The organism is Treponema sp. SP13 (genome assembly GCF_050938355.1).
Taxonomy (GTDB): Bacteria; Spirochaetota; Spirochaetia; order Treponematales; family Treponemataceae; genus Treponema_D; species Treponema_D socranskii.
In genome coordinates, this window is sequence record NZ_JADOVM010000001.1 from 885,303 (window position 1) to 910,255 (window position 24,953).

Genomic DNA, 24,953 nt, shown 5'->3' on the forward strand with positions numbered 1-24,953 from the left:
GTGCGTATTGTGCGGAGAGTATAATATGCGCCGCTTATGCGTAGGCGATCAATGTACAGCGGACGGGCGGAATCCGCCCTTAGCAGAGAAGCAGAGAAGCAGAGAAGCAGAGAAGCAGAGAAGCAGAGAAGCAGAGAAGCAGAGAAGCAGAGAAGCAGAGAAGCAGAGAAGCAGAGAAGCAGAGAAGCAGAGAAGTTTGCCGCACCCGCGTAAGCGTGTCAAGTACCCTGTCGCGAAACACCCTGCAGCGAATTTTTTACAAGCGGGCACTCGTGTGCACGGCGCGGAAGCGGAGAAAAGATGCGGTATGCGCTCTCTCATGGCTTTAGTATACGACAGATAATAATGATTGACAAGGGGAAGTTCGCGCTCCATCCGTATGCCGAGAACGATCGGCGTCGACATATAATCGAGATAAAAATACCGCAGCTTTTGCGCTTCGATCACACGGTCGAAATGCGCACGTCTTTCATCGTGTAGCCGGCTTTTGAAACCGCTTCAGTCAGCGCCGCTTCGCCGCCGTTTTGTTTCAATAAAATCGATACCGAATTTTTTTTGAGATTTACGGCTGCCCATACGCCGTCGAGGCTGTTGAGCGCATTCGTGACGCGCTCGGCGCAGTTTTTGCACGTCATACCTTCTACCGTTGCTTCCGCGCGGTACGGATAATGCGAACGGTCGTTATCGGACGGCCCTATCTTAACGACAGAGTCGCCGCCGGAGCAGCAGCTTTTGCCTGCGGCGCTTCGCACAACCGAACGTACACCGAACACGATTCCGACTGCGATTATTAAAATGATGATTACGTTTACCGCCATAGCAAACCGCCTTATTAATTTTTATGATGGGTTTTCAAAAAACCAGGGCCTGTGCGCTTGTGGCGTACGCAGCAGACCCTGTGAAAAGCTGGAAACTTTTACTATGTAGCTATGTCCCGTGCAAAAGAATTGACAACCCCTTTGCACGCAGAAGAACCGATATTAAAAAACTCTCTCCGATTCCGTCCGTTTCCATTCCGCCTGCTGCAAAGCATGCAGACAAGCGGAAGTGTATTTTTGGGAGCTTCTAAAAACTTGAGTTTTTAGCGGTACCCTTTCGTTATGCGCTCGCGCCGAGCTCTTCGCACGCTTTGATTGCGTCCGCATCCGGCTCGAGGTGAGCCATGAGGCCTTCGCCGTTTACCATCGTCGCGCCCGCATTTTTAACACGGTCGGCCCAATCGCGCAGCCACTGTCCGTCGCCCCAGTCGTAGGAACCGAAAAGCGCGACTTTTTTTCCGCTCAAGCTGCCTTCGATCGACGCAAAAAAGGATTCCATGCTGTCTTCGAGGACTTCCGCACCCATCGCGGGGCTGCCGAGAATGAGCACATCGGCTTTTAAGATATCCGCCGCGGACGCTTCATCCGCTTTTTTCATTATGACGGTCGCTCCCGAACTCTTCGCGCCTTTTTCAATCGCTTGAGCCATCGCTTCCGTATTTCCGGTCGTACTCGCATATACGATTGCTTTTGTCATTGCATGCCTCCATTCGATAATTGTTATGTATTAACGCACCGCCCGAGCGTATTTTTTTGCCGCAAGCGGTACGGATAATCCTCTTTTTAATAATTCGCGGCAGCTCGCGCTGCACGTTCTGTATTGTTCCATCCGCTTTCGAGCGGCATACACGTCTCCGTACACTTTCCAAAAACCCGCATATCGGTAGTTCCCGCCCGCCCTTTTTTCAAACTGCACGACATCCTCAAGCGGATAACCGAGGAAAACGCCGACCTCGTGGGGAAACTCTTTTTCTCCCGCAAGACGATGGAGCAGCTCGGAAAGCATCGCATAAAACCCCGATTCGACGGGATACGCTTTTTCTTTCAGATACTGCCGTATGCAGCAATCGCCGCACTGCCGTTCGAGCAGGTTTTTGTCGTATACGAAAAACAATACCTGCGCATTTCGGCGCGGAAGTGCAACGATATACTTTCCCTCTCCGGCAAAAGCGTTGTGCCATTCCCGCATTTTACTTTTGCACGCGTCGTACACTTCTCTCCGTATCGAAAAAAGGCACGACGGTTTAATGCCGCACAGCGCGGGCGCCCCGCACTGTATGACGGCTTCTTCAAAGCTCATAGGTCTATTTCTTTGCGTGTTCCGTCAAAAATTTTTCCACATTCGAAAATTCGTGACAGCCGCCTTTTGACGAACACCAACCGGTACATCCGAGACAGCCCGGATTGCCGGTAACCTTCGCTTCGTGATGGGTTTTTACGACGGCACGCACCGCAAAAAATCCCCATACGCCGATACACAGCACTGCAATAATATTTGCAATCATACCAACCTCCGTAAACCGCCGACAAAAACTCGCGTACGCTTACCGGCGAAGATGCCGCTCAGTGCAAAATCGTCCGCCGTAACGAGGCTGTCTCAAAAGTCGATTACTTTTTCGACAGCCCGTCAAGTTTAAAATTAAGCCGGTGTATCGCAGACTTAATTTTAAACATCGCACTCTTATGCGGCGACCGCACGGCCGCGCATCATGCGTTCCTGCTTTTTATACGGATCCGGGCGGAACAGCATAACGAGGATCGCAATCGTAAAGAGGATCGCGAACACCGTTCCGATTCCGAACGCACCGGCGGTAAACAGCATACCGTACTGGTATACGCACAGCGCGATGACGTACGCGAATATGTTTTGGAATAAAACCGCGAACCAAAACCATTTCCGGCTCTGCAGGTTTTGCGCCATCGTCGAAATGGCCGCAATACACGGAGAGTCGAGCAGGTTGAACACCAAGTACGAAATAGCTGCGGGAAGCGTCGGGAACCATGTTGCGACTGCGCTTGCAACCGCATCCGCTTCTTCAACGCTTTCTTCAGCGACGTTCGCGAGAACGCCCATCGTACTGACAATGCCCTCTTTTGCAACAAAACCGGAAATCGCGGAAGCAGCCGCCTGCCAGCCGCCGACCTCGCCTCCGAAGCCGAGCGGCACGAATATCCAGCGGAGCACGTTGCCGACCGCCGCAAGCATGGACTCTGCAGGATCGACAAGGCCGAAGCCGTCTTCGCCGAAACCGTAGCTCGACAGGAACCACATGACCAAGCACATGAGGAAAAGCACGGTTCCCGCTTTAATCATAAAGCCTTTCAAACGTTCCCACGTATGGAGCAGCACCGTCTTTGCCTGCGGAATATGATATTGCGGCAGTTCCATAACAAAGGGGGCCGCCTCTCCGTGGAAGGGCTTTGTCTTTTTCAGCATAATAGCCGCGATGAGTACGCACGCAACGCCCGTCGCATACATAGCCGGTGCAAGCCACGCGGAACTCATACCCGATACGTGCTGCACCATAACCGCACCCATGAGCGCGATAACGGGAAGCTTTGCACCGCAGGGCACCCACGTCGTCGTTATAATCGTCAAGCGGCGATCGTTTTCGTTTTCGATCGTCTTCGACGCCATAATGCCGGGAACACCGCAGCCCGAAGAGATAAGCAGCGGAATAAAGCTTTTTCCCGAAAGTCCGAAGTGTCTGAACACGCGGTCCATAACGAAGGCGATGCGCACCATATAGCCGATATCTTCGATGATTGAAAGCAACAAAAACAAAACAGCCATCTGCGGCACAAAGCCGAGGATCGTACCGACACCGCCGATCAAACCGTTGACGACGCAGTCGGTGAGCACTTCGTTTGCGCCTGCATTTTCCATCCAGCCGGAAACGATGTCTTGAATACCTGCGACAAACGAATCGTTCGTCCAGTCCGTCATCCACGTACCGACCGTCGTCACCGAAATGTAATAGATAACCCACATGATGGCAAGGAAAATCGGAATACCGAGCCATCGGTTCGTTACGATTTTATCGACTTTGTCCGATGTCGTCAGTTTACTGCCGGATTTTTTTACGCAGCTTTTCAGCATCTTTGTGATGTATTCGTAGCGTTCGTTCGTAATGAGCGATTCGGAATCGTCGTTGTAATCGGATTCAAGCGCTTTCGTGATCTCTTCCGCCTTTGCGGCATCTTCCGCCGAAAGATGCAGACGTTCCAGCACAACGCTATCGCGCTCGATCAGCTTGATCGCATACCAGCGTTTGAGTTCTGCAGAAATATCTGCCGGAACAAGCGCTTCCATTTTTGAAATCGCCTGTTCGACATTTGCGGAAAAACACTGTTTGGGCATAACCGTTTTCGAGTTGCGCGCCGCTTCCGCTGCAGCGCGGGCGGCTTCTTTGACGCCCGTGCCTTTTAAGGCGGACGTTTCGATTATCTTACAGCCGAGCGCTTCACTGAGTTTTTCCGTATCGATTTTATCGCCCGATTTTTTCAGCACGTCGATCATATTCAGCGCAATGACGACGGGCTTACCGAGCTCGAGAATTTGCGTCGTTAAGTATAAGTTTCGTTCGATGTTCGTCGAATCGACAAGGTTTAAAACCGCCGCAGGATCGTTTCCCGCAAGGTAATCGCGGCTTACGACTTCTTCCGGCGTATACGGAGAAAGCGAATAGATACCGGGTAAGTCCGTAACGATAATATCGCTTTCGCCTTTCATGCGGCCTTCTTTTTTTTCTACCGTTACTCCCGGCCAGTTGCCGACATACTGGTTCGCCCCCGTCAGCGAATTGAACATAGTCGTTTTACCGCAGTTCGGGTTTCCTGCAAGCGCAATCTTAATTGTTGCCATAGTTCCTCCACAAGCTACAAAAGTTTTCCGTCGTTTTCAATACAAGACATGTGCGATTCGTACATAACCGCTTGAAAGCGCTCATTCCACTTCGATACAATCCGCATCGTCTTTGCGGACGCTCAACTCGTATCCCCTGATCGTCACTTCGACCGGATCGCCGAGCGGCGCGACTTTACGGATATACACGCTGCATCCGTTGGTAAAACCCATATCCATGAGGCGGCGTTTCAATGCACCTTCCCCATCCAACCTTTTGACCGTTACCGTTTCACCGACGGTAACATCCCGCAATGTTTTCATTATGATCTCCTTGACCGCTTAACGGCCTTAATAAATCACACCGTAAAAAGATCCGCGCTCACACCATGATACGGTTAGCCATCGCACGGTTTAATGCAATTCGAGATTCTTTTACCTGCACGATAATATTTCCGTCCGTCGTAGAAATGACGGTAACCGCAGTACCGACATTGAAGCCGATTTCGTTGAGTCGCTGCTTCACTTCCGCCGTACCGCCGACTTTTTTTACCGTGCATTCGTCACCGATTGCACACATCGATAAAGGCATCATAATTCACCTGCTCAGTGGCACACCCCGAGATAAGCGTATACCTACTTAGTTAATATACGCTAACCGGCTGAAACTGTCAATAGCCGATGCTAACTTTACACGGTTTTTATGCCGTACGTATTGTAACTCGCGTTTTTTTATTCTATTATTTGAGAATGAATATTATCCTCGTCGGCTCGGGCGGCCGTGAGCACGCAATCGCACGGTGCCTTGCGCAAAGCCCGCTTGTACAAAAAATCGTCGTCATTCCCGGAAACGGCGGTACGGCTGTGGAACCCAAGTGTAAAAACATCGATAAAGCGGCATGCGATTATATTGAAGATAACGGCGTGCCCGCGTACATACAGATTGCACAACGTGAAGAATGCATTATGGCGGTCGTCGGACCGGAAAATCCGCTCGCGGAAGGCATTGCGGACGATTTTTGGAAAGCCGATATTCCGTGTATCGGGCCGAAAAAAGCGGCGGCCGAGCTCGAAGCGAGCAAAGATTTTGCAAAACGCTTTATGCGCACTTACGGCGTCGCGTGCGCAAAAAGCGAAACGTTTGACGACAGCGAACAAGCGAAAGTATACGTCCGGCAGCACGGCGCGCCGGTCGTCATCAAAGCGGACGGGCTTGCAGCGGGAAAAGGCGTTGTCGTCGCGGCCACCGTCGAAGAAGCCCTTTCAGCGATCGGCGATATCATGGATTCGGGCAGCGTCGGAGAGGCCGGAAAAAAAATCGTCATAGAAGAATACCTCGAAGGCGTTGAGATTTCAGTGCTCGCGGCAGTTTCGGTAACACCTGAAGCTGCAAAAAAACAAAGAGCGAACATCGTGCCCTTTTTACCGGCGCGCGATCACAAACGCCTGCTCGACGGAGCGAAGGGGCCGAATACCGGCGGCATGGGTGCCGTATGCCCGCTCGCCGACATAACCGACGAAACGATGGAACGTTTTCGACGCGACATCCTTTTGCCGACGCTCAAGGGGCTCGTCGCCGAAGGATTCGATTACCGCGGGTTTATCTTTTTCGGTGCCATGCTCACAAAAGACGGACCGAAACTCCTCGAATACAACGTGCGGCTCGGAGATCCCGAAACGCAGGCGGTACTCCCGCTCGCCGATTTCGACTTTGCCGCGATGTGCTGTTCGATCGTCAACTGTTCGCTTGACAATTTTGCATTCAAATGGAAAACGGGATGCGTCGTCGCTCCGGTTGTCGTTTCGGGCGGGTACCCCGGCACATACGAAAAGGGTAAAGAAATTACGATCGATGAAAAGCGCATACAAGCGGCCGGCGCGCAATTGTTCATCGCAGGGGCAAAACGCACGGCGAACGGAAAACTCGTAACCGACGGAGGACGCGTACTTGCATGCAGCGCACACGGCGCAAACTTCGACGATGCGCGAAGGAAAGCATACGACGCGATCGGCGCGGTGCGCTTCGAAGGTGCGTTTTACCGGAAAGATATCGGACAGCCGGGAGCGGCGGAATCGAAAAAGCCGTAAAACGCACCGCGATCCGCATATCGACAAGAATGCGTATTACGCTTCGCTCGGCGTTTCGGCGACCAAAGTTACCGGAAGCCCGGCCGCCTCTATCGCCGCTATGTGCGTTTTATCGGCGGACGATGTAGTGACAAGCTGCTGTATAGTTTCGATAGGGAATATTTCTTTCAATTTTACTCGCCCGATTTTCGAACCGTCCACCACACAAATCGTTTTTTTTGCATTTTCAGCCATCTTCGCTTTGATAGCCACTTCTTCCGGAGCGCCTATCGTAACGCCTTTTTTTACGTCAATACCGTCGCACGATAAGAGATAGAGGTCGGAGCTCATCGTTGAAATAAAATCGATTGAATTTTGATCGATAAAAGCTTCTTTTATGTGATTCAATCTTCCTCCGGCAAGATAAAGATCGATATTGGCGGTTCGGCTCAACACTTCCGCCACCGCAAACGACGACGTAATAACCGTAAGCTCCAGCGATGACGCCAGTATCTTTTTTGCAATGGCAACCATAGTCGTACCGCTGTCCAGCGTAATCGTCGAATTATTTACCAGAATATGCTCGACGATATATTGTGCCAGCGCTTCTTTTTCCGCTATGTGCATTTCATATCTGACATTCATCGAAATATTATATCGGGTGTTTTCATTCAATACGGCCCCGCCGTACGTACGGGTGATCAGCCCGTTTTCATTCATATATTTTAAATCATTTCTTATCGTCGATTCACTGCAATTGAGCAAACTGCAAAAAGAGCCTATAGAGACAACATTATTCGTCAACAGCAATTTTTTGATTTGCTGTCTTCTTTCTTCCGTTTTCGATTTTTCACGTACCATAATTCGATATAAATAATAGTATATACGTATATATCTGTTAATATTATTGACTTCAGTAATAAATTATAGTTATTTTTATCGAAATCAGTAAAAAATATGTTGACTTATACTATTTCAGGCCGTATAATGTACATCACATCGATAAATACGTAAGGGAATTTGCACATGGACAATTTTATTTTGGAATTGAAACATATCGTAAAAAAGTTTCCCGGAACGCTCGCCTTAGACAACGTAAATCTCCAAATCCTTCCGGGCGAAGTACACGCACTGGTAGGTGAAAACGGTGCGGGAAAATCGACTTTAATGAAAATCATCACCGGTATACACAAGCCGACCGCCGGGGAAATACGGTTTTGCGGAAAAAAATACAGCTTTATGACGCCCGCAAAAGCTTTAGAGATCGGCATCAGCATGATTCCGCAAGAACTAAACCCTATTTTAAATATGACCATTGCAGAAAATATCTTTCTGCATCGAGAAGCGATGAAATATCGATTCTTTACCGATACGGCGGCTCAAGAAAGAAAAACGAGTGAAATTCTCCAAAAATTCAACCTTCCGTTTATACCTTCGGCAAAGATGAAAGAGCTCTCCATCGCACAGATGCAAATGGTAGAAATCGCAAAGGCCGTATCCTATGACTCCCGCATCGTCATCATGGATGAACCTACTTCTTCTCTGGATGCGGGAGAAACGCAACACCTTTTTGAAATAATTAAAGACTTAAAACGAAAAAATATCAGCGTCATATACATATCGCACAGATTGGAAGAAATAGGGGAAATTTGCGATCGATTAACGGTATTCCGTGACGGCAAATATATCGGAACAAGACCGGTAAAAGATATTGCACGCGAAGAAATTATTAAAATGATGGTCGGGCGTACGATTGAACATAACCGAAAATCGTCCGGTACAGTCCTCGGTGCGGAAGTGCTGTCCGTACGGAATCTATCGAAAAAGGGAATTTTTAGCGATATTTCTTTTTCTGTCCGCGAGGGAGAAATAGTAGGATTTTCCGGTTTGGTAGGCGCAGGCCGCAGCGAAATTATGAAAACGATCTTCGGTTTGGACAAATCCGACAGCGGATCCGTCTTTCTCTACGGAGAAAAAATCGACGTGAAAAATCCTCGCGAAGCCATCGCTAAAGGGATAGCGATGGTTACCGAAGACAGAAGGAAATACGGTTTGGTACTTTGCCGCAGCATACTTGAAAATATGAGTCTTCCCACTTTATGGAAAGGCCGAAACCCTTTCCTTGCGCTGCAAAAAGAGAAAAACGATATCGAAAAAAGGGCAAAACAATTTTCAATTAAAGCGCCTTCGATTAAAACGCTGACACAAAATCTGAGCGGCGGGAATCAACAAAAAGTCATTTTGGCAAAATGGTTAATGTCGGCACCGAAGTTGCTTATTCTCGATGAACCGACGCGAGGCATCGATGTCGGCGCACGAGATGAAATATATAATTTAATCTTCCAATTTACAAAACTGGGGATGGCTATAATTTTAATTTCATCCGACCTACCTGAAATCATGTGGCTGAGCGATCGAATATTGGTCATGCACGAAGGAAAACTCATGGGCGAGTATAGCCGCGAAGCTATAAAGGCGGGAAAGATAACACAGGAAGATATTCTTAATAAATCGTTTGGAGGCTGTTAGAATGAAACTCAGATTTACCGGGCACTCTCGGCAAAAAGGAATTATTATCATTTTATTAGCGATGATTTTATTTCTATTTATTATTAGCCCGACGTTTAGAACTTTCCAAAATACGATAAACGTCCTGAATCAAATCAGTATCAACGGCATCATCGCGATGGGTATGACGTTCGTCATCATTTGCGCAGGGATCGACATCTCGGTCGGCTCTATCATCGCTTTGGCTTCCGTCGTTGTAGGCGCCGTTTTGACAAATCAGGGCAATAGCCTGACCGCAGTTACGGCGGCTATCATTGCATGTGCACTTGTCGGATTATTCAACGGTTTTTTTGTCGCAAAGTTCGGTATGTTCCCCTTTGTCGTAACAATAGCCAGCCAATTGATTATCAGAGGTTTGGCCTATGTAATCAGCAACGGAAAATCGTACGTTCTCACCAATGAAAGCTTTAAACAGCTCGGCCAGGGACGCTTGTTCGGAAAAATACCGTATTCTATTTTCGTATTTTTGGGCGTAACGCTGATCTGCCACATATTATTAACCCGCATGAAATACGGCAGATACCTGTACGCAACGGGAGGAAACGAACAAGCGGCTATCGCCTCCGGCGTCAATGTTTTTATGGTTAAAATAATGACATACGTATGCATGGGAATCTGCACCGGAATAGCCGGCGTTTTGCTTACGGCACGGGTAAACGCAGGACAGCCGGCCATGGGAGTCGGCTATGAAACGGACGCTATCGCCGCTTCGGTTATCGGAGGCGTCAGTTTTATCGGAGGCATCGGTTCCATCGGAGGAACCGCTATCGGCGTTCTGATCATAGGTTTGATAAACAACGGCATGAATCTCATGGGTATATCGTCGTTTTACCAGCAGATCGTAAAAGGATTTATTATTTTATTGACCGTAATCATGGATATGCAAATTTCAAAAAAGAAATAACGATGTATATAGCGGTGTATGCTGCTTACACTATATTCAGGAGGCATATATGAAAAAAGCGTTGTGGATTTTCTGTCTTGCATCTTTGGCGTTAGCCGTTCCCGTATTCGCAAACGGTACGCCGGAAACAACAGGCGGAAAAGGTATTCGGATCGGTATCCTGCAAAAGAGCAGATCCGATCAATACCAAATTATCTTAAATACGGCACAGGAGACCGTATTAAGATCTCTGAAAAAAGACGGAAAAATTTCCGACTATTATCAATTCGATGCCGATGTTGACGTGCAAAAACAGCTGAATCAAGCGGATGATCTCATCGCAATGAAAGTCAACGTGATCGTCATGAGCACGACGGATGCGTACGGTTGTGCGCCGATTGTCACAAAATGCAAAGAAGCGGGAATCCCGCTCGTCATCGTCAATGCGCAAACGGTCAATGCCGACGAAGCTGCGGCCATAGTCGCATCGGACGACGTATATGCAGGCGAGATAATGGGTAATTACATCATCAATCGTCTCGGCGGCAAGGGAAAAGCAAGAGGCAACGTTTTACAGCTGGAAGGCGATATCGGCAATACTTCACAAATGGGGCGCGATACCGGTCTAAAAAATACCGTCTATAAAGAACCGGGTCTCAAAGTTTTGGAATCGCTAACCGCCAAATGGAACAGAGACGAAGCGATGAGGATCACTGAAGATTGGCTGCAAAAATATCCGAATATCAGCGCAATCGCCGCAGAAAATGACAATATGGCGATGGGCGCTCTGAATGCGGTTATCAACGCAGGCAGAAAAGGCTCGATCATCAGTATCGGCGTCGATGCAATTGAAGATGCACTGTTGAGCATAAAAAACGGAGAACTGGATGCCACCGTATTTCAAAACGGAAAAGCACAGGGGCAAACCAGTATCGAAGTGGCGTATGCGATCGCTACGGGGCAGCCGTATGAAAAGAGGACGATGATACCGTTCGAACTTATCACAAAGGACAACGTCGCCGATTTTTTGAAAAAATAAGAGATAACATTTTATAATCTTTATCCGACAGACGGCCTGAAAGCGCATCTGTCGGATAATCGAAGGATTTGACTATGACAATCGAATATTTACGCACATTGAAAAAAAAGCGCTTATTGCTTGACGTATCGTTATGGTCCGGAGATTTATTAAACATGGATGCGAGCATCGACAAAACGGAACAGATTTCGGATTGCTATCATTTGGATGTCGCCGATGCACACTTCGTTCACGGATTGTTATTTTTCCCGGATCTGATTCAAGCGATCAATAATAAAACGCATATACTTTTACATTCTCACTTGATGATGGACAATCCTATGGATCACCTTGACGACTTTATCGAAGCCGGTTCCGATATCATCACGACGCATGTCGAATTGGGAACTGAAAAAGTGAAATCGATTCTAAACTATTTAAATCAAAAAAAAATAGGAGCGGGCCTTGCGATCTGCGTCAATTCCGACGTAAATATTTTGAAACCGTACCTTGAACAAATAGACCTCATTCTAGTCATGGGTACTCAAATAGGTATTAAAGGCGTTGAAATGGATCCCGCAACACCCAAGCGTATCGAAGCGATTAAAACGATGCTTGACGAAAACGGACTCGGTAATCGCATAATCGTTTCCGTTGATGGAGGAATCAGAACACATACCGTACCTTTAATTCGTGCTGCCAGAGCCGATATGATTACTCCCGGTTCTTTGATCTTTAAAAGCGAGGATATTGCCAAAACGGTGTCGTGGTTGTATTCTCTGTAAAGGAACAATATGATTATTGCGTTCGCAGGATTGCCGGGTTCGGGAAAAAGTTATTTCGCTCATATACTCACCGACCGATATAAACAGTTTGTCGTACTCGATAAAGATATCATACGTTCCGTTTTATTTCCAGGAATTCTAACGGAATACAGCAGTACGCAAGACGATTTTTGTATCGATGTTATTTTACAATCGGCGGGCATGATCATAAAACGTAATCCCGAAATGCACATTGTAATCGACGGGAGAACGTTTTCAAAACGCAATCAAGTAGCCCAAGTCTGCCATGCAGCAGAGCACATGGGTATCGCATATAAATTTGTGCAATTCATATGCGACGACGAAACGATAAAAAAACGGCTGGCGCTCCAGGCAAACACGCATTTAGCTAAAAACAGAGATTACACATTATACCGACGTTTGAAGGAAGAAGCAGAGCCTCTTTTAATTCCACACCTTACGCTTTATTCCGATGAAGCGCAAGAAGAAAAAATACGTAAATTTTTGGAATATATCGATGGAAAAACCTGTTGACCGCTCGCTTATTGTGATCGATATCGGCGGAACAAACATTCGAATCAATCATGTCGATTGTATAACAAAAACGGCGGATAATAAAACCGAAATCTTCCCTTCGTCGTCCTTAGTACCGACGGCTCCGGTCGACGCATTGATACATTTAATAAACGCATATATCGAAAAACACCGCATCACGCCGGAAGCTGTCGTCATCGGGCTTCCCGCATCTTTTGATGCAAACATGGATGAAGTTATCAGATGCACCAATCTTCCGTTTTTGCAGCATTGTAAATTGGCAACGGCTTTACGGACTCATTTTCACGTACCGGTATTTTTAGAACACGATACGCTGCTGCTTTTGCTCGGAGAAAGCGCAGAGCTTGATATACGCGAAAGCTTTTCGACTTTGGGTGTTTTTTTCGGAACAGGAATCGGAGCGGACGTTCTTTTGGGCGATAAACCCTTCCGGCTTCCAAACGGCAGTTTTGAACTCGGTCATATTCCTCTGCACCATCACGGCAGACGCTGCGTCTGCGGAAAATACGGCTGCATCGAAGCATACAGCAACGGACATCTTTTTTTTGAACTCGCACAAAACAACAACATACCTATAAAAAAAATATTTCAATTGTGGAATTCAACAGATAAAGTCGGCCGGGCGCTGAAAACAATGATACATATCCAAGCTTTGGCCGTCAGCACCGCTGCAATGCTTTTTATGCCCGAGCATATCATCATCGGGGGCGGCATCGTTGCCATGCAAGGCTACCCCAAACACTATCTCGAAGAACAAATAAAATGCAATGCGCTGTTTCCCGACTTGAAACCCTATTTTTCAATAAAATGGGCCAACCTCGGCGAAGCGGCCTTTTTATACGGCGGGATAAAAATTTGGGAAAATGCCGTGCGGCATTAATTGCTGTCGGCTTTTCAGACGATACAATGCGTGATTTTACGCCGGCCGCACTGCCGCAAAGAGCTGTCGAAAAAATAACCGACTTTTGAGACAGCCCTCTCAAACGCTGAACAGCAAATCTTCATACGACGGAAACGGCTTGTACGCTTCGGCAAGCAACGGCTCTATCGCATCGGTTACCGCGCGCACTTTTTCCATCGCGGGGATCACACTGTCGGCGTATGCTTTTGCACGGAGCATATAATCGCCGTTTGCGATCGCCGCCGCGTGCTTTTCAAAAAGCGAAGCCGTCTCTGCCGAAAGAGAATCGGCAAGCGCGTCGAGTTTTTTGAGCAGCAAAATTCCCGCATCGCATTTTGCAAGCGGGACGGCATTTTTTACCGACACGACCGTCTCCGCGATCGAATCCATATATCCGAGCACTGCCGGCATGATATTTTTATTAACCATTTCAAGCATCGTGCCGACTTCGATATTGAGCACTTGGCAGTATTTTTCGAGCTTTACTTCATAGTGGCTTTTCATCTCCGCTTCAGTGTAGATGCCCGTTTCGGTATACAACTTGACGTTTTTCGGCTTGAGGTATTCGGCGACCGCTTCCGGAAGATTGCGCAAGTTCAAGAGTCCGCGCTTTTTCGCTTCCGAAACCCAATCGTCTCCGTAGCCGTTGCCATTGAAGATGATTTTCCAGTGATCCGTAATTTCTTTTTTAATAAGTTCCTGCAGCGCTTGATTGAAGTCTTTCGCGCCTTCGAGTCTGTCGGCATATTCTTTCAAAACGTCTGCGACGATTGCGTTGAGCGTCGTCATCGGCCCCGAAATCGACAGAGAAGAACCGACCGAGCGGAATTCGAATTTATTTACGGTAAACGCAAAAGGAGACGTGCGGTTGCGGTCGGTCGTATCTTTCGGGATGGGCGGCAAAACGTCGGCACCGATTTTTATCTTTTGTTTCGATTTCGCGCTGTACGGCGTTCCGTCTTTTATCGATTTCAATACGGCTTCGAGCTCGTCACCGACGAATATCGACATGATTGCAGGCGGCGCTTCGTTCGCTCCGAGCCGGTGATCGTTTCCCGCGCTCGCAACCGAAATGCGCAGCAAATCCTGATTGTCATCGACGGCGCGGATCACCGCGGTGAGGAAAAGCAAAAAACGCGCGTTTTCCCTCGGCGTGTCGCCCGGCTTCAAAAGCCCCTCGCCCGCATCGGTTTCGATCGACCAGTTGTTGTGCTTGCCGCTGCCGTTGATGCCGGCAAAAGGCTTTTCGTGCAGCAGGCACACAAGCCCGTGACGACGCGCAACCTTTTTCATAATCTCCATCGTCAGCTGATTTTGATCGGCCGCCAAATTCGTCGTCGAAAAAATCGGCGCCATTTCGTGCTGGGCGGGAGCCGTTTCATTGTGTTCCGTCTTTGCAAAGATGCCGAGCTTCCACAACTCTTCGTTCAGGTCTTCCATATATTCACTAACGCGCGGCGTGATCGCGGTAAAATACTGGTCGTCCATCTCCTGACCCTTTGCGGGCTTTGCACCGAAAAGCGTCCGCCCCGTCATCTGGAGATCTCTGCGCTTTTCATAGAGTTTTTCATCGACCAAAAAATATTCCTGTTCGGCACCGACACAGGAAATCACGTGTTCGACGTCTTTTTCGCCGAAGAGCCGAAGCACACGAAGGGCCTGTTTGCTGAGCGCTTCGATGGAACGAAGGAGCGGCGTTTTTTTGTCGAGGGCTTCTCCCGTGTACGAACAGAACGCCGTCGGAATGCACAGCGAATGATCTTTTACGAACGCATACGCAGTCGGATCCCACACCGTGTACCCGCGCGCTTCAAAAGTGGCGCGGCTTCCGCCCGACGGAAACGACGACGCATCGCTTTCGCCTTTGACAAGCTCTTTGCCGCCGAACTCCATAATGACGCCGCCGTTTTTGTCGGGAGCGATAAAACTTTCGTGCTTTTCCGCCGTAATGCCGGTGAGCGGCTGGAACCAATGCGTGTAGTGCGTCGCGCCTTTCGAAATAGCCCACTCCTTCATCGCGTACGCCACTTGATTCGCAATTTCAAGTTCGAGCGGCGTGCCGTCGTCGAGCGTTTTTTTGAGCGCTTTAAATGTGTCTTTCGGCAAAAGCTCCTGCATCACCCTTTGATTAAAAACCATGCTTCCGAACAATTCCTGCACATTCGGCATACAGTCCTCCGGCGTTTATCCCGCACTTTAAAAATAAAAAAACGATGCAAACCCCTTTTGCACAAAAGCGTTTACATCGCCTGCAGTTTTCATATTCACGTTATAGCCTTTGTCGGCAAAAAAATCAAGCGATTTACCGGTCGCTGCCGCTATGCTTCCCACATAAAAGCGTTACGTCGCAGCGTTTCCTCCATTAAAAAAATATTCTTCGATTGCATCTTTATCGGGCATATTCCTGCTTTCAATTTCATTAATAACCGTTTTTGTATTCCATTCCAATTCGATCGGCTTTATCGTATATGCGTTTTTATCGATTTCTATAATATCGGCCGATTTTCCTTTTGAATATTTTCCGTCGCAGCCCGCAGATCCTACGCTTATATATGTATTTATTTTCTCCGTTAGGAATGCTTTATGTAAGTGTCCGAAAAAAATCACATTATTTTCCTTCGGTTCGATTCCGAATACGCGATCGAGATCAAGTCCGTCAATACCGTACTCGAATACATTATATTCGGAAATTATTCCGTTTTCCAAAAAGAAATGCTGAAAATACAGATTATATTTTCCGATTTCGATATGATATTTGTAGGGGAGCTTTTCAATATAACGTACGTTATCGATGCCGATTTGCTCTTTTGTCCATCGATAGTGTTCGGCTTCCGATTTTCCTATGCTCTTTTTCAATTCGGGTCCGAGCCCTATCGAACAGTTATATTCTTCGTGATTGCCTTTCAGATAAACCGTTTTTTCTCTCTTAATAAATTCCAGCGTTTCTTTCGGCCACGGCCCCAAATCAACGGCATCTCCCAGCGTTATGTGCAAATCGCATTTTTCGCGCGCATATATTTTTGCCAACGCTTCGCATGCCAATATGTTTGCATGTATGTCAGAACTTATCAATATCCGCATTTTTTTACTCCGCGGAAACGCGAATCCGACGTCCGTTTTCCCGTAAAAACGATTTCGCCGGTCCCTCACATATCTTTTAAAACCGACTTAAAGTGCACGAGGTAATCGACAAACGAAATATAGCACAGCGCAAGGCTCGCGACAAACATACCGAGCGCGGCGTTTTTCCAAGCTCCCGTATGCCGCACGACGGATAAAACGATACCGCCGACAGATCCCCCTTTCGCCGCATAAAAGCGCAGCGCACATTCGGGAACGAGACAGACGAACCCCGATGCGACGTAAAATACGGTTTTGAGTTTTCCGCCCTTTCGCGCGGCGATCGCCGTACCTTGCTTCGCCGCGACCATGCGCAAAAAATTTTGCGAAAACTCGCGGTACAAAATCAATACGAAAATCCATACCGGAAGATAGCTTTTAACGGACGTGCCGAACGAATACATAAAACACGTAAACGTCGTCAAATGCACGATGACGTCCGCAAAGGGATCGAACATCTTTCCGAAGTCGCTCACTTCACGGTTTTTACGCGCAAAAAATCCGTCTAGAAAATCGGTAAATTCCATACACGCCAGAAGAGGAATCATAAGGGCTGCCGAAAGACCGGCAAATCGCCCCGTCCAAATCGGTATAAAATAGATAAGAAAAAATACCGGCGCAAAGACAACGCGTACCGACGTAAATGCGTTTGCGAGTTTCATATTGCCAGTATGTTTTTAAAGGCGCATAGTGTCAAGACACCGCCCGAATCATTTCGGATGCGCTTTAAAATCCTGAACGATACTCACACAAGATTTTACATCGTATCCGGGCATTTCTTTTTTTGAAAGCGCAACGGCTTGTTCAACGACGGCTGAAGAATCCGCAACGCCCTGCAGCACAATCGTTTTGCCGTCGATAACGGCATGCAAAAATTCGATATTGACCTTATGTGTAAATACGAGCGTATTGACGAGGCGTTGTGCGGCAAGTAAGGTTTTTATTTTTTCCGCTCCGAGCGCATCACGTTCGGACGAAATATGAGATTTAACAAAATCGGCGATAAACGCTCCGCCTTCATCTGCGCCGATAAGTCCCGTATTCAGCACAAAATGAAAATACGTCGAATCGGCTATATCGACGTCGAAAAAACTTTTATGAAAACCGCTTCTGTTTTTATCGCTTTCATCGAGCTTTTGCTGTGCCTGTTTTTTCGTACACGCGAATTCGTTTTCGAGCCGCTCCAGCCTGACGGAATCTTTTGCAACGAGACGGAACGAAACGACGTTCGGAACGTCTTCCAATATGATATACGAACCGCGCCCGATGAGCACGCAGTTGTTTTCGCTCGCCGCTTCGAGAACCGCCGTCTGCAGATAGTGCAGGTATTCGTCGCGGTCTTTGACAAGCGCCGCAAAAAATCCCGGTTTTTTTTCATCGTACTTGCCGAGTTTTTCGGCGGGAAAACCGTGCTGTACGATGCGTTTTTCAAGTTCGTCCCTGCGGATAAATACGTACCCGAGTTTTTCCGCCGCGATCGCAGCGATTTCATCGCCGAGCGCCGCAATCTGCCGGGAAATTGCAACAATAGCCATACCCACCTCCCATTTCTGCCGTGATCATAAAACTATAAAAAATTTTGATACTTTGTCTTGAATATTTCTCCGAGTTTTCGCGCCATACGAGGACTTATCGTTCTGTGCCCCGTTTCCATTCCTGAGATATGTTGTGCAGGAATCCCCAATTTTTTTGCCAAAGCCGCTTGTGTCAGATTATCGCGATAGCGAAACAACTTCAACGTCTTTTGCGGTGTTCGATCCTTTACAATATTTTTATACCATTCGGTTTCAGTTATTTCGACATACGTTTCATCATCGTCTTCTTCAACCATAGCGTGCGGATAGCGTGTTTTAACAAAGGTGAGCAAGTCCGGCGGTATATCACCTTCAATTTTTATAGGGGGCGTTTTCACGACTACCTGCATAATATACCTCCAGTTCAATTCCTTTTACCGTTTCTCTCCAACAGGCAACCCAATGATATGATAAATGACAGCGATATTTATTTTTTCCGAGCGCACTGAAATTGGGCCAGCCTTTTTGTATCGGTCCGGTTTCCTGCAGATCTTCCAATAAATATGAAAACAATTCTTGCTCTTTTTCCGGCATTTTCAAAATCGTTTTCAATATTTTCTTCTTTTGTATTACCCGATACATTATCCGCCTATTCGATATTATAACCATATATTGGTTGTATCGTCAAGTTTTTTATCCGAACGCGATTTCATATTTTTTCTCTTCGCACATCGATACTGCAAACCGGTCGGATAAGTGCAGTCTTTTCTTTTTCGACAAGCGCGCATACACGCTTTTATAATTTCCGTAAATACAGTATAACTCAAGATAACCGAAAAATAAAGAACCTTATACATCAATGTTACGGGAGCAACTCTATGGATGCTGACGACAGCGCGCTTATTTGGCAGGAAAACGGAAAACGCGTATTATTAAAAACACCGGTGTTTACGGTAACCGAAACGGACAGCGTTGCATCCGACGGACAAAGAGGGAACTATATGGTCATCGAGCCGGGACACGATTGGGCGATCGTCGTACCGGTACACGGCAGCAAGTTTTTGATGGTAAAACAGTGGCGGCACGCAGAATGCGTCTTGAGCATCGAATTTCCCGGCGGCGTTATGGACGAAGGAGAAACGCCCGAACAAGCGGCCGCACGGGAGCTGCGCGAAGAAACGGGACACACGGCAGGCAGGCTCATTTATCTCGGAACGATGAGTCCGAACCCTGCGCTCATGTCGAATCACGTGCATTTTTTTGCCGCGGAAGATTTGACGAATAGCCACGAACAGCATTTGGATAAAGACGAATACGTCCATTACCTCGAACTCGATCAGGATGAAGTAATCGACGGTCTCGGCACGAAAAAAGAATATTCGCATGCGCTCATGGCGGCGGCCGTCGCACTCTATCTGCGCCGGAAGCGAAAAGCGTAAAGGGCAAGCGAACATTTTAACAATACACCGTAAGCACCGTAAGGCAATTTTCAAAAGCTGAAATATTGAACGGTTTTATTTCCGCATTATTAAACACAATAAAAAAATCCGACCGGTGCACAGACGCACACCGACCGGATTACATTTAAAGACTATAGCCGTTGAATGCGAAATCAGCGCGCAACGTTGTACGGATCGTAAGCTTTCGCAGGATCGTATACGCCGTCGCGGATTTCACCGCTCAAACTCGGAATCTGCATTTTCATGCCGGGCAAAATCAAATTCGGGTCTTCGGGACGCGGAATCTTCGTTTTATTCGCTTGATACAGATTTTCCCACAACAGCGGATTGTTGTAGATATACGGGCGCCCCGAAATATTCCAAAAGCAGTCCTTCGTATCCGCCCACGGACGGACAACATAGAATTCGGGAAGCGGCGTCACTTCATGCACGCCGTCGAGAGCGGCGACCGATTCCCGCGCGTAATTCGCAGCGGCCTTATAGTCTTCGCCGCCGTAGGATTTTTCGGCGCTGGAATATTTATTTTGCGCAGCGGTAAATGCCATCGGAAAATTCTTGTCCGCATTGATACCTTTCGCCCACGCGATTTTATTTTGTGCGATCTTCATCTCATCGTCGGCCGATTTTTTTGCAAGCATCATATCGATGTATGCACGGGAAAGAGCTGCGTTCTCTTCGGCTTTTTTCGAAAGCTCGATCGATTCATCGTAGCGGCCGGCATTGAGCGCAGCCTGCGCTTGACGCGTATACTCGTCGGCAAGCTTTTGATACGTATTGTTTTTATAGCTTGCGGCAAACACAACCGTTCCGATCAGAGCAAGCGACGCGATAATAATTGATAATTTTTTCATTTTGCAGCCTCCGTATCGCTGATCGTTTCAGGTACCGCTTGCGCGGCCTTTGTAGGATCATCGTAGGTTTCCGCCTTAAGCAAAACCGCGTTTTCGTCTTCGATACCTTTGATATTGCTGCCCGAAAGCGGGGCGTTTTTGTCCGCCTGCACCGCGTATTCCGAAGTTTCGGCAACTTTCGCTTTCGCTTTTTCAATCGCTTCCTGCGCAGCCGCACGCTTTTCGGAAATATCAGCATAGAGTTTTTCAAACGTTTTACGCGCATCACCGTAGTGCTTCAACGCATTTTCGGCATCCTGCTGCGCATAGCTCGTGTCTCCGCTGCGGAAATCCGCAACGCCGCCGTCGTACGCTTTCTTTTGCGCGACCGCTGCATAAACGCTGTCGGCATTGCGCTTTGCATTGAATGCCGCCGTCCGCTCTTCGCGCGCGCGCGTTTTAAATGCATTCTGCAGCGCCGTATTGAGCGAAGCATAGGCCGTATGCGCCTGTTCATAGAGCTGCGCACCCGTCGACGATTTGTCCGCCGAAAGTTTTTGTGCCGCACTCAGCGCATTCGCACCCTTGTTGTAGTTCGTCTTATCGTAGGATTGAAAGCCGAGTTCATCGATGCGATTTTTAAGCGCAGCCGCTTTCGTGTACTCTTCAAGCGCACGGTATCGCGCCGTCACATCCGCGAGTTCGACCGTTACGTTTTCGCCCGCTTTGCTCCGCTTGACAAGAGCGTTATAGCGCGCATCCGTATCGTTGAATTGATCGGGTGCCGCTTTATCCGCGCCGGCCTTTACGGCAGCGCGTCGGGCAGTCTCCGCAGCATTGAGCGCAGCGGAATTGTCGGTTGCAACCGGTACGTTTGTCGTCGGTTGTTCTACGGTCGGCGTATCCGGCTTTGTGTTTTGCTTCGTGGATTTACACGACATAAACCCGAATGCCAGCACAGCGCCGAAAAAAATTATATACTTTTTCACGTTCTGCCTCCATAAGGTTGTTGTTAAATTGCCGATTATCGACAATACATTAGCGATAGTATACCGTATTTGCGCCGGTTCCGCAACGGCATTTTTTACAACGGTATTTTTTACAATATTTTTACGCAACCTGACATACGTTTCATTACAGGCGACGAGAAATGTAAAATGTGCTACTATGTCGAAAGTACGCCGATTCATCCGAATACGGAACGATCGGCACGCATTGAAATACCTTATGTACGGAGGATACAATTATGGCGGATGATTTTACTTTTGAAATTACGAAAAACATCGGCGTCATCTCCGAAGGAAAAGGCGGATGGAAGATGGAGCTCAACCTCGTATCATGGGGAGGCCGCCCCGCAAAATACGATATCAGAAGCTGGTCGCCCGACCATCAAAAAATGGGCAAGGGTTTGACGCTGACGCAAGAAGAACTCACGTCTCTCGGAAAACTCATCGCCTCTCTTCCGGCGGAGTGATTGTCGAAAACACGCCTGTTTGTCACGCCTGTTTGTCACGCCTGTTTGTCACGCCTGTTTGTTTGCCTGTTTGTTTGCTTGACAAATACAAATTCGGCGGTATAATTTATATTTACATCAAGTAAAGAGGAGTTTTTTATGAGAAGAAACGGATTTTTCTTAACCGCATTATCGCTTATGTTTTTGTGCGGTACACTTGCCGCAGCACCGACAAAAGGCCGCGTTATAAAAGTCGGTCATACCGGCACCAAAGATCACTATTATCAAATGTATTTGGAAAAGTGGACAAAAGCGGTAACGGAACGTACCAATGGTCGTTATACTTTTGAGATTTATCCGTCCGATCTGTACGGTAAGCCCAACCAATTGATAGAAGGTTGTCAGTTAGGTACTTCCGATATGGTACTGGCTACGGGTTCGTTGTTATCGTCTTACAGCAAAATTGTCGGCGTACTGGATTTGCCCTTTTTATTTGCAAACGAAAAACAAGCAAGTTATGTTCTTAACGGTCCGATAGGAGACGAATTGGCCGACAGTCTGGCTGCGAAAAATCTTATCGTTTTGGCTTGGTGGGAAAACGGTATGCGCCATTTATTTCCGCCTCGTCCGGTTAATAAACCTTCCGATCTGAAAGGGTTGAAATTGCGCGTTGTCAATTCCAAACCGATGATTGAAACGATTAACGCCATGGGAGCTATTGCAGTTCCGATGGCTTTTAATGACGTTTATTCCGCTTGGCAGATGAAAACGATTGACGGCTGCGAAGGAACCATTACGCATATGCTTACCCAAAAGTACTATGAACTTACAAAAACGGGTGCTTTGCTGTGGTATATGCACGTGCCGAATCCGCTTATCATTTCCAAAAAGCTTTGGAATCGTATTTCCGAAGCGGACAAAAAAATCTTTATCGAAGAAGCGAAGAAAATAAGTGTGTTTTCTTTTGATTTTCAAGCTAAAGCCGACCAAGACGATATAAAAAAATGCGAATCGCTCGGTGTTGTATTTACCCGCCCCGACCGCGCTCCGTTTATTGAGCTGTGTAAGCCCGTATATGAAAAATTCCGTCCCGATTACGGCGACATGATAGAACGTATTATTGCCGAAGCCGCAAAAGCAAAATAAAAACACGCGCTGTCGGAATATACGATACCCATACATATTAAGGGAAGCCTCTAAAAATTTTTGTTTTTAGAGGTCCCCGTATGTAATTTTCACGGAACGGAAAAATATTTTCTCTGTTCCGTGATTTTATTCTTTTTACCATCAGCCGGAGGTCGCTTATGCTTAAAGCACTTAAAATTATCAACGATCTTATTACAAAAATTACCCAAGCTGCCCTTGTTTTTTTTATGTCGGGAATGGTACTGTTGATTTTTGTACAGGTCATCTATCGCTATATTATTAAAGAACCGCTTTCGTGGTCGGAGGAATTGGCAACATATTTTTTCTCAGGCATTATCTTTTTCGGCGCCGTGTTTCTTTATCGTGAAGAAAAGCATATTAACATGTCTATGGCTCTTGATGCGATAAAAAACGGTGCGCTGAAAAAAGGTATTAAAATTGCAGCGGATATACTGATTATTCTGTTTCTCTGTGTTATGACCTTTTATACCTATCCGCTTGCCCGTGATATTCTTGCACTCGGCGGTGTGTCGCCTTCGATGGGGTGGCTGAAGCTCGGATGGATTTTTATGATCGTTCCCGTCGGCAGTGCACTTTCGCTTTTAATGATGATTGAAGTACTTTTAAAAGCGATTACGACAAAGGGAGAAAAGTAAATGGGCTTATATCTTGCTTTATTTTTTATTATTTTTTTGCTTATGGGAATCCCTATCGCGGTGTCGCTGGGATTGACCTGTGTCTTTGCTTCTCTTATGGGGCCGCTTTCGGAATTTTTTGCCGGCGTTTTATCCGCATCTGATTTGTATTGGGATTGCTCGGATATCATCAGCGAATTGATGCAAAAGACTTTTAACTCGTCCAACGGTTCGGCACTCATGGCCATACCGTTTTTTATTCTTGCCGGCAATATTATGGCGTCGGGTGGAGTGTCGAAGCGCTTGGTCGGTTTGGCTGAAGCTTTTCTCGGTCACGTTACCGGCGGCTTGGCGCTTGTCGCAACCGTGGCTTCCACTTTTTTCGGGGCGGTTTCCGGTTCGGCACCTGCAACTACGGCGGCTATCGGCGGCGTTATGATCAAACAAATGGAAGAAAGCGGCTATGATCCTGCATTTGCAGGTGCGGTTGTAGCGGCTTCGGGGACAATCGGTTTGATAATTCCGCCCAGTTTAACTATGGTCCTTTACGGCGTCAGTACGGGGGTTTCCATCGGCGATTTATTTATTGCCGGTATCGTTCCCGGTATTATCATTTGTCTGGTATTGATTATACCGGAATATGTTATTTCAAAAAAGCGCGGATACAAAAGCGCGCGGAAATTTACCGGAGCCGAACGCTGGAAATCTTTTAAAGATGCCTTCTTTGCTCTTATGATGCCTATTATTATCCTCGGCGGTATTTATTGCGGTATTTTTACGCCTACCGAATCGGCCGCTGTTGCAGTTATATACGGCATTATAGTTGGTATTTTTATTCATAAAGAATTGCATTGGCGCGATATATATAAACTTGTTCTTAAATCTGCGCGGTCAACTGCAGTTATTATGTATTTAATGATAACCGCCGATATACTCAGCTATATCCTTGTCAGCTATCAGATTCCTCAAAATCTTGCAGCATCTATTTTAACCGTTTCGACCAATCAGATTATCGTTCAAATGTTCATGATTTTAATTTTGCTTGTTGTCGGAACTTTTTTAAATAATTCTGCAGCGATGGTACTCCTTGCGCCTATCTTTTATCCGATTTTGATCAGTTTGAATATAGATCCGCTTTTCTTCGGCATCATTATGGTTATTTCGCTTGCTATCGGTCATAACACACCTCCGGTCGGTTTGTGTTTGTTTGTTGCTTGCGATATAGGCGGTGTTAAATTGGAGCGTTTGGTAAAAGAAGTGGCACCTCTTGTACTTGTAATGATCCTTGCCGTTTTTGTGATGAACTGCTTCCCACAGCTTATTTTGTTTTTGCCGAATCTGCTGCGCCGATAGTAA

At 47.1% G+C, this 24,953-nt stretch carries 28 protein-coding genes and 1 pseudogene; 12 read left to right on the plus strand and 17 right to left on the minus strand.

The features are described 5' to 3' along the window. Window positions 1-443 precede the first annotated feature (443 nt). The 7 genes from IZU26_RS03880 to IZU26_RS03910 all read right to left on the minus strand — a co-directional run bounded on the left by IZU26_RS03880 (window position 444) and on the right by IZU26_RS03910 (window position 5,257). Window positions 444-818, minus strand: coding sequence for a heavy-metal-associated domain-containing protein (locus IZU26_RS03880; protein WP_433276922.1), 375 nt, complete (start codon window positions 816-818; stop codon window positions 444-446). Between the two features lie 280 nt (window positions 819-1,098). Beyond that, window positions 1,099-1,515 (minus strand): flavodoxin, encoded by a 417-nt coding sequence (locus IZU26_RS03885; RefSeq protein ID WP_021331133.1) that lies wholly within the window; start codon window positions 1,513-1,515, stop codon window positions 1,099-1,101. 30 nt (window positions 1,516-1,545) lie between these two features. Further along, a complete protein-coding gene (locus IZU26_RS03890; protein WP_433276926.1) occupies window positions 1,546-2,118 on the minus strand; it encodes a DUF3793 family protein in 573 nt (190 codons plus the stop codon). A gap of 4 nt (window positions 2,119-2,122) precedes the next feature. After that, window positions 2,123-2,323 carry a hypothetical protein gene (locus IZU26_RS03895; RefSeq protein WP_021331095.1) on the minus strand — a complete coding sequence of 67 codons (201 nt, stop codon included), beginning with the start codon at window positions 2,321-2,323 and terminating at the stop codon, window positions 2,123-2,125. Window positions 2,324-2,499: 176 nt separating this feature from the next. After that, a complete protein-coding gene (gene feoB, locus IZU26_RS03900) occupies window positions 2,500-4,683 on the minus strand; it encodes a ferrous iron transport protein B (protein WP_433276928.1) in 2,184 nt (727 codons plus the stop codon). A gap of 81 nt (window positions 4,684-4,764) precedes the next feature. After that, window positions 4,765-4,986, minus strand: coding sequence for a FeoA family protein (locus tag IZU26_RS03905; protein ID WP_021331113.1), 222 nt, complete (start codon window positions 4,984-4,986; stop codon window positions 4,765-4,767). 58 nt (window positions 4,987-5,044) lie between these two features. Continuing rightward, window positions 5,045-5,257, minus strand: coding sequence for a FeoA family protein (locus tag IZU26_RS03910; protein ID WP_021331111.1), 213 nt, complete (start codon window positions 5,255-5,257; stop codon window positions 5,045-5,047). A 155-nt stretch (window positions 5,258-5,412) separates the two neighbouring features. Between IZU26_RS03910 and purD the strand changes: the two genes are divergently transcribed. Continuing rightward, a complete protein-coding gene (gene purD / locus IZU26_RS03915; RefSeq protein ID WP_310824877.1) occupies window positions 5,413-6,750 on the plus strand; it encodes a phosphoribosylamine--glycine ligase in 1,338 nt (445 codons plus the stop codon). Window positions 6,751-6,786: 36 nt separating this feature from the next. Here the strand turns inward: purD and IZU26_RS03920 are convergent, their stop codons facing one another. Both IZU26_RS03920 and IZU26_RS03925 read right to left on the minus strand, forming a co-directional pair. Beyond that, window positions 6,787-7,374 (minus strand): DeoR/GlpR family DNA-binding transcription regulator, encoded by a 588-nt coding sequence (locus IZU26_RS03920; protein ID WP_433277004.1) that lies wholly within the window; start codon window positions 7,372-7,374, stop codon window positions 6,787-6,789. A gap of 30 nt (window positions 7,375-7,404) precedes the next feature. Then, window positions 7,405-7,590, minus strand: a pseudogene (locus tag IZU26_RS03925) (DeoR family transcriptional regulator); the annotation flags it as partial. Window positions 7,591-7,755: 165 nt separating this feature from the next. Here IZU26_RS03925 and IZU26_RS03930 point away from each other — a divergent pair. From IZU26_RS03930 to IZU26_RS03955, 6 genes are all read left to right on the plus strand, one after another. Continuing rightward, window positions 7,756-9,258, plus strand: coding sequence for a sugar ABC transporter ATP-binding protein (locus IZU26_RS03930; RefSeq protein WP_433276931.1), 1,503 nt, complete (start codon window positions 7,756-7,758; stop codon window positions 9,256-9,258). A 1-nt stretch (window position 9,259) separates the two neighbouring features. Further along, entirely contained in the window at window positions 9,260-10,201 is a 942-nt protein-coding gene (locus IZU26_RS03935; RefSeq protein ID WP_433276933.1) for an ABC transporter permease, read from the plus strand. Between the two features lie 49 nt (window positions 10,202-10,250). Next, a complete protein-coding gene (locus IZU26_RS03940; RefSeq protein ID WP_433276935.1) occupies window positions 10,251-11,219 on the plus strand; it encodes a substrate-binding domain-containing protein in 969 nt (322 codons plus the stop codon). Between the two features lie 74 nt (window positions 11,220-11,293). Continuing rightward, entirely contained in the window at window positions 11,294-11,983 is a 690-nt protein-coding gene (locus tag IZU26_RS03945; protein WP_433276937.1) for a ribulose-phosphate 3-epimerase, read from the plus strand. 9 nt (window positions 11,984-11,992) lie between these two features. After that, a complete protein-coding gene (locus IZU26_RS03950) occupies window positions 11,993-12,517 on the plus strand; it encodes an AAA family ATPase (RefSeq protein WP_433276939.1) in 525 nt (174 codons plus the stop codon). Next, on the plus strand, window positions 12,501-13,418 hold the full coding sequence (locus IZU26_RS03955; RefSeq protein WP_433276941.1) for an ROK family protein: 918 nt from the start codon (window positions 12,501-12,503) through the stop codon (window positions 13,416-13,418). The genes IZU26_RS03950 and IZU26_RS03955 overlap by 17 nt, the downstream gene beginning before the upstream one ends. Window positions 13,419-13,517: 99 nt before the next feature. On the opposite strand, the gene IZU26_RS03960 is transcribed toward IZU26_RS03955, so the two are convergent. From IZU26_RS03960 to IZU26_RS03985, 6 genes are all read right to left on the minus strand, one after another. Further along, window positions 13,518-15,608: a glutamine synthetase III gene (locus tag IZU26_RS03960; protein WP_433276943.1), complete on the minus strand. Its 2,091-nt coding sequence runs from the start codon at window positions 15,606-15,608 to the stop codon at window positions 13,518-13,520. A gap of 171 nt (window positions 15,609-15,779) precedes the next feature. Continuing rightward, entirely contained in the window at window positions 15,780-16,520 is a 741-nt protein-coding gene (locus tag IZU26_RS03965) for a metallophosphoesterase family protein (protein WP_021331117.1), read from the minus strand. 65 nt (window positions 16,521-16,585) lie between these two features. Further along, window positions 16,586-17,221: a CDP-alcohol phosphatidyltransferase family protein gene (locus IZU26_RS03970; RefSeq protein ID WP_433276945.1), complete on the minus strand. Its 636-nt coding sequence runs from the start codon at window positions 17,219-17,221 to the stop codon at window positions 16,586-16,588. A 48-nt stretch (window positions 17,222-17,269) separates the two neighbouring features. Next, window positions 17,270-18,094 (minus strand): AAA family ATPase, encoded by an 825-nt coding sequence (locus IZU26_RS03975; protein WP_021495446.1) that lies wholly within the window; start codon window positions 18,092-18,094, stop codon window positions 17,270-17,272. A 32-nt stretch (window positions 18,095-18,126) separates the two neighbouring features. Next, window positions 18,127-18,390, minus strand: coding sequence for a helix-turn-helix transcriptional regulator (locus IZU26_RS03980; RefSeq protein ID WP_244870184.1), 264 nt, complete (start codon window positions 18,388-18,390; stop codon window positions 18,127-18,129). Window positions 18,391-18,445: 55 nt separating this feature from the next. Beyond that, window positions 18,446-18,685 carry a hypothetical protein gene (locus IZU26_RS03985; RefSeq protein ID WP_433276948.1) on the minus strand — a complete coding sequence of 80 codons (240 nt, stop codon included), beginning with the start codon at window positions 18,683-18,685 and terminating at the stop codon, window positions 18,446-18,448. A gap of 266 nt (window positions 18,686-18,951) precedes the next feature. Here IZU26_RS03985 and IZU26_RS03990 point away from each other — a divergent pair, with 266 nt between their 5' ends. After that, complete coding sequence (locus IZU26_RS03990; protein WP_310824861.1) at window positions 18,952-19,512, plus strand: NUDIX hydrolase; 561 nt, start codon at window positions 18,952-18,954, stop codon at window positions 19,510-19,512. A gap of 173 nt (window positions 19,513-19,685) precedes the next feature. Here IZU26_RS03990 and IZU26_RS03995 read toward each other — a convergent pair whose 3' ends face one another. Then, the gene (locus IZU26_RS03995; RefSeq protein ID WP_433276950.1) at window positions 19,686-20,384 is read right to left on the minus strand and encodes a LysM peptidoglycan-binding domain-containing protein; all 699 of its coding nucleotides are present in this window, start codon (window positions 20,382-20,384) and stop codon (window positions 19,686-19,688) included. Continuing rightward, window positions 20,381-21,352 carry a hypothetical protein gene (locus tag IZU26_RS04000; RefSeq protein ID WP_310824857.1) on the minus strand — a complete coding sequence of 324 codons (972 nt, stop codon included), beginning with the start codon at window positions 21,350-21,352 and terminating at the stop codon, window positions 20,381-20,383. The genes IZU26_RS03995 and IZU26_RS04000 overlap by 4 nt, the downstream gene beginning before the upstream one ends. 257 nt (window positions 21,353-21,609) lie before the next feature. Between IZU26_RS04000 and IZU26_RS04005 the strand changes: the two genes are divergently transcribed. The 4 genes from IZU26_RS04005 to IZU26_RS04020 all read left to right on the plus strand — a co-directional run bounded on the left by IZU26_RS04005 (window position 21,610) and on the right by IZU26_RS04020 (window position 24,950). Then, window positions 21,610-21,837 (plus strand): YdbC family protein, encoded by a 228-nt coding sequence (locus tag IZU26_RS04005; protein ID WP_433276952.1) that lies wholly within the window; start codon window positions 21,610-21,612, stop codon window positions 21,835-21,837. 138 nt (window positions 21,838-21,975) lie between these two features. Then, a complete protein-coding gene (locus IZU26_RS04010) occupies window positions 21,976-22,962 on the plus strand; it encodes a TRAP transporter substrate-binding protein (protein WP_432898225.1) in 987 nt (328 codons plus the stop codon). Between the two features lie 158 nt (window positions 22,963-23,120). Then, window positions 23,121-23,618: a TRAP transporter small permease gene (locus IZU26_RS04015; protein ID WP_021331118.1), complete on the plus strand. Its 498-nt coding sequence runs from the start codon at window positions 23,121-23,123 to the stop codon at window positions 23,616-23,618. Continuing rightward, window positions 23,619-24,950, plus strand: a complete 1,332-nt coding sequence (locus IZU26_RS04020; protein ID WP_021331107.1) for a TRAP transporter large permease — start codon at window positions 23,619-23,621, stop codon at window positions 24,948-24,950. The last annotated feature ends 3 nt before the right edge of the window (window positions 24,951-24,953 follow it).

Excerpts from the sequence above, each read along its gene's own strand:
- IZU26_RS03880 (WP_433276922.1), bottom strand. The coding sequence starts at position 818 with ATGGCGGTAAACGTAATCATCATTTTAATAATCGCAGTCGGAATCGTG.
- IZU26_RS03885 (WP_021331133.1), bottom strand. The coding sequence starts at position 1,515 with ATGACAAAAGCAATCGTATATGCGAGTACGACCGGAAATACGGAAGCG.
- IZU26_RS03890 (WP_433276926.1), bottom strand. The coding sequence starts at position 2,118 with ATGAGCTTTGAAGAAGCCGTCATACAGTGCGGGGCGCCCGCGCTGTGC.
- IZU26_RS03895 (WP_021331095.1), bottom strand. The coding sequence starts at position 2,323 with ATGATTGCAAATATTATTGCAGTGCTGTGTATCGGCGTATGGGGATTT.
- feoB (WP_433276928.1), bottom strand. The coding sequence starts at position 4,683 with ATGGCAACAATTAAGATTGCGCTTGCAGGAAACCCGAACTGCGGTAAA.
- IZU26_RS03905 (WP_021331113.1), bottom strand. The coding sequence starts at position 4,986 with ATGAAAACATTGCGGGATGTTACCGTCGGTGAAACGGTAACGGTCAAA.
- IZU26_RS03910 (WP_021331111.1), bottom strand. The coding sequence starts at position 5,257 with ATGATGCCTTTATCGATGTGTGCAATCGGTGACGAATGCACGGTAAAA.
- purD (WP_310824877.1), top strand. The coding sequence starts at position 5,413 with ATGAATATTATCCTCGTCGGCTCGGGCGGCCGTGAGCACGCAATCGCA.
- IZU26_RS03920 (WP_433277004.1), bottom strand. The coding sequence starts at position 7,374 with ATGAATGTCAGATATGAAATGCACATAGCGGAAAAAGAAGCGCTGGCA.
- IZU26_RS03930 (WP_433276931.1), top strand. The coding sequence starts at position 7,756 with ATGGACAATTTTATTTTGGAATTGAAACATATCGTAAAAAAGTTTCCC.
- IZU26_RS03935 (WP_433276933.1), top strand. The coding sequence starts at position 9,260 with ATGAAACTCAGATTTACCGGGCACTCTCGGCAAAAAGGAATTATTATC.
- IZU26_RS03940 (WP_433276935.1), top strand. The coding sequence starts at position 10,251 with ATGAAAAAAGCGTTGTGGATTTTCTGTCTTGCATCTTTGGCGTTAGCC.
- IZU26_RS03945 (WP_433276937.1), top strand. The coding sequence starts at position 11,294 with ATGACAATCGAATATTTACGCACATTGAAAAAAAAGCGCTTATTGCTT.
- IZU26_RS03950 (WP_433276939.1), top strand. The coding sequence starts at position 11,993 with ATGATTATTGCGTTCGCAGGATTGCCGGGTTCGGGAAAAAGTTATTTC.
- IZU26_RS03955 (WP_433276941.1), top strand. The coding sequence starts at position 12,501 with ATGGAAAAACCTGTTGACCGCTCGCTTATTGTGATCGATATCGGCGGA.
- IZU26_RS03960 (WP_433276943.1), bottom strand. The coding sequence starts at position 15,608 with ATGCCGAATGTGCAGGAATTGTTCGGAAGCATGGTTTTTAATCAAAGG.
- IZU26_RS03965 (WP_021331117.1), bottom strand. The coding sequence starts at position 16,520 with ATGCGGATATTGATAAGTTCTGACATACATGCAAACATATTGGCATGC.
- IZU26_RS03970 (WP_433276945.1), bottom strand. The coding sequence starts at position 17,221 with ATGAAACTCGCAAACGCATTTACGTCGGTACGCGTTGTCTTTGCGCCG.
- IZU26_RS03975 (WP_021495446.1), bottom strand. The coding sequence starts at position 18,094 with ATGGCTATTGTTGCAATTTCCCGGCAGATTGCGGCGCTCGGCGATGAA.
- IZU26_RS03980 (WP_244870184.1), bottom strand. The coding sequence starts at position 18,390 with ATGGTTGAAGAAGACGATGATGAAACGTATGTCGAAATAACTGAAACC.
- IZU26_RS03990 (WP_310824861.1), top strand. The coding sequence starts at position 18,952 with ATGGATGCTGACGACAGCGCGCTTATTTGGCAGGAAAACGGAAAACGC.
- IZU26_RS03995 (WP_433276950.1), bottom strand. The coding sequence starts at position 20,384 with ATGAAAAAATTATCAATTATTATCGCGTCGCTTGCTCTGATCGGAACG.
- IZU26_RS04005 (WP_433276952.1), top strand. The coding sequence starts at position 21,610 with ATGGCGGATGATTTTACTTTTGAAATTACGAAAAACATCGGCGTCATC.
- IZU26_RS04010 (WP_432898225.1), top strand. The coding sequence starts at position 21,976 with ATGAGAAGAAACGGATTTTTCTTAACCGCATTATCGCTTATGTTTTTG.
- IZU26_RS04015 (WP_021331118.1), top strand. The coding sequence starts at position 23,121 with ATGCTTAAAGCACTTAAAATTATCAACGATCTTATTACAAAAATTACC.
- IZU26_RS04020 (WP_021331107.1), top strand. The coding sequence starts at position 23,619 with ATGGGCTTATATCTTGCTTTATTTTTTATTATTTTTTTGCTTATGGGA.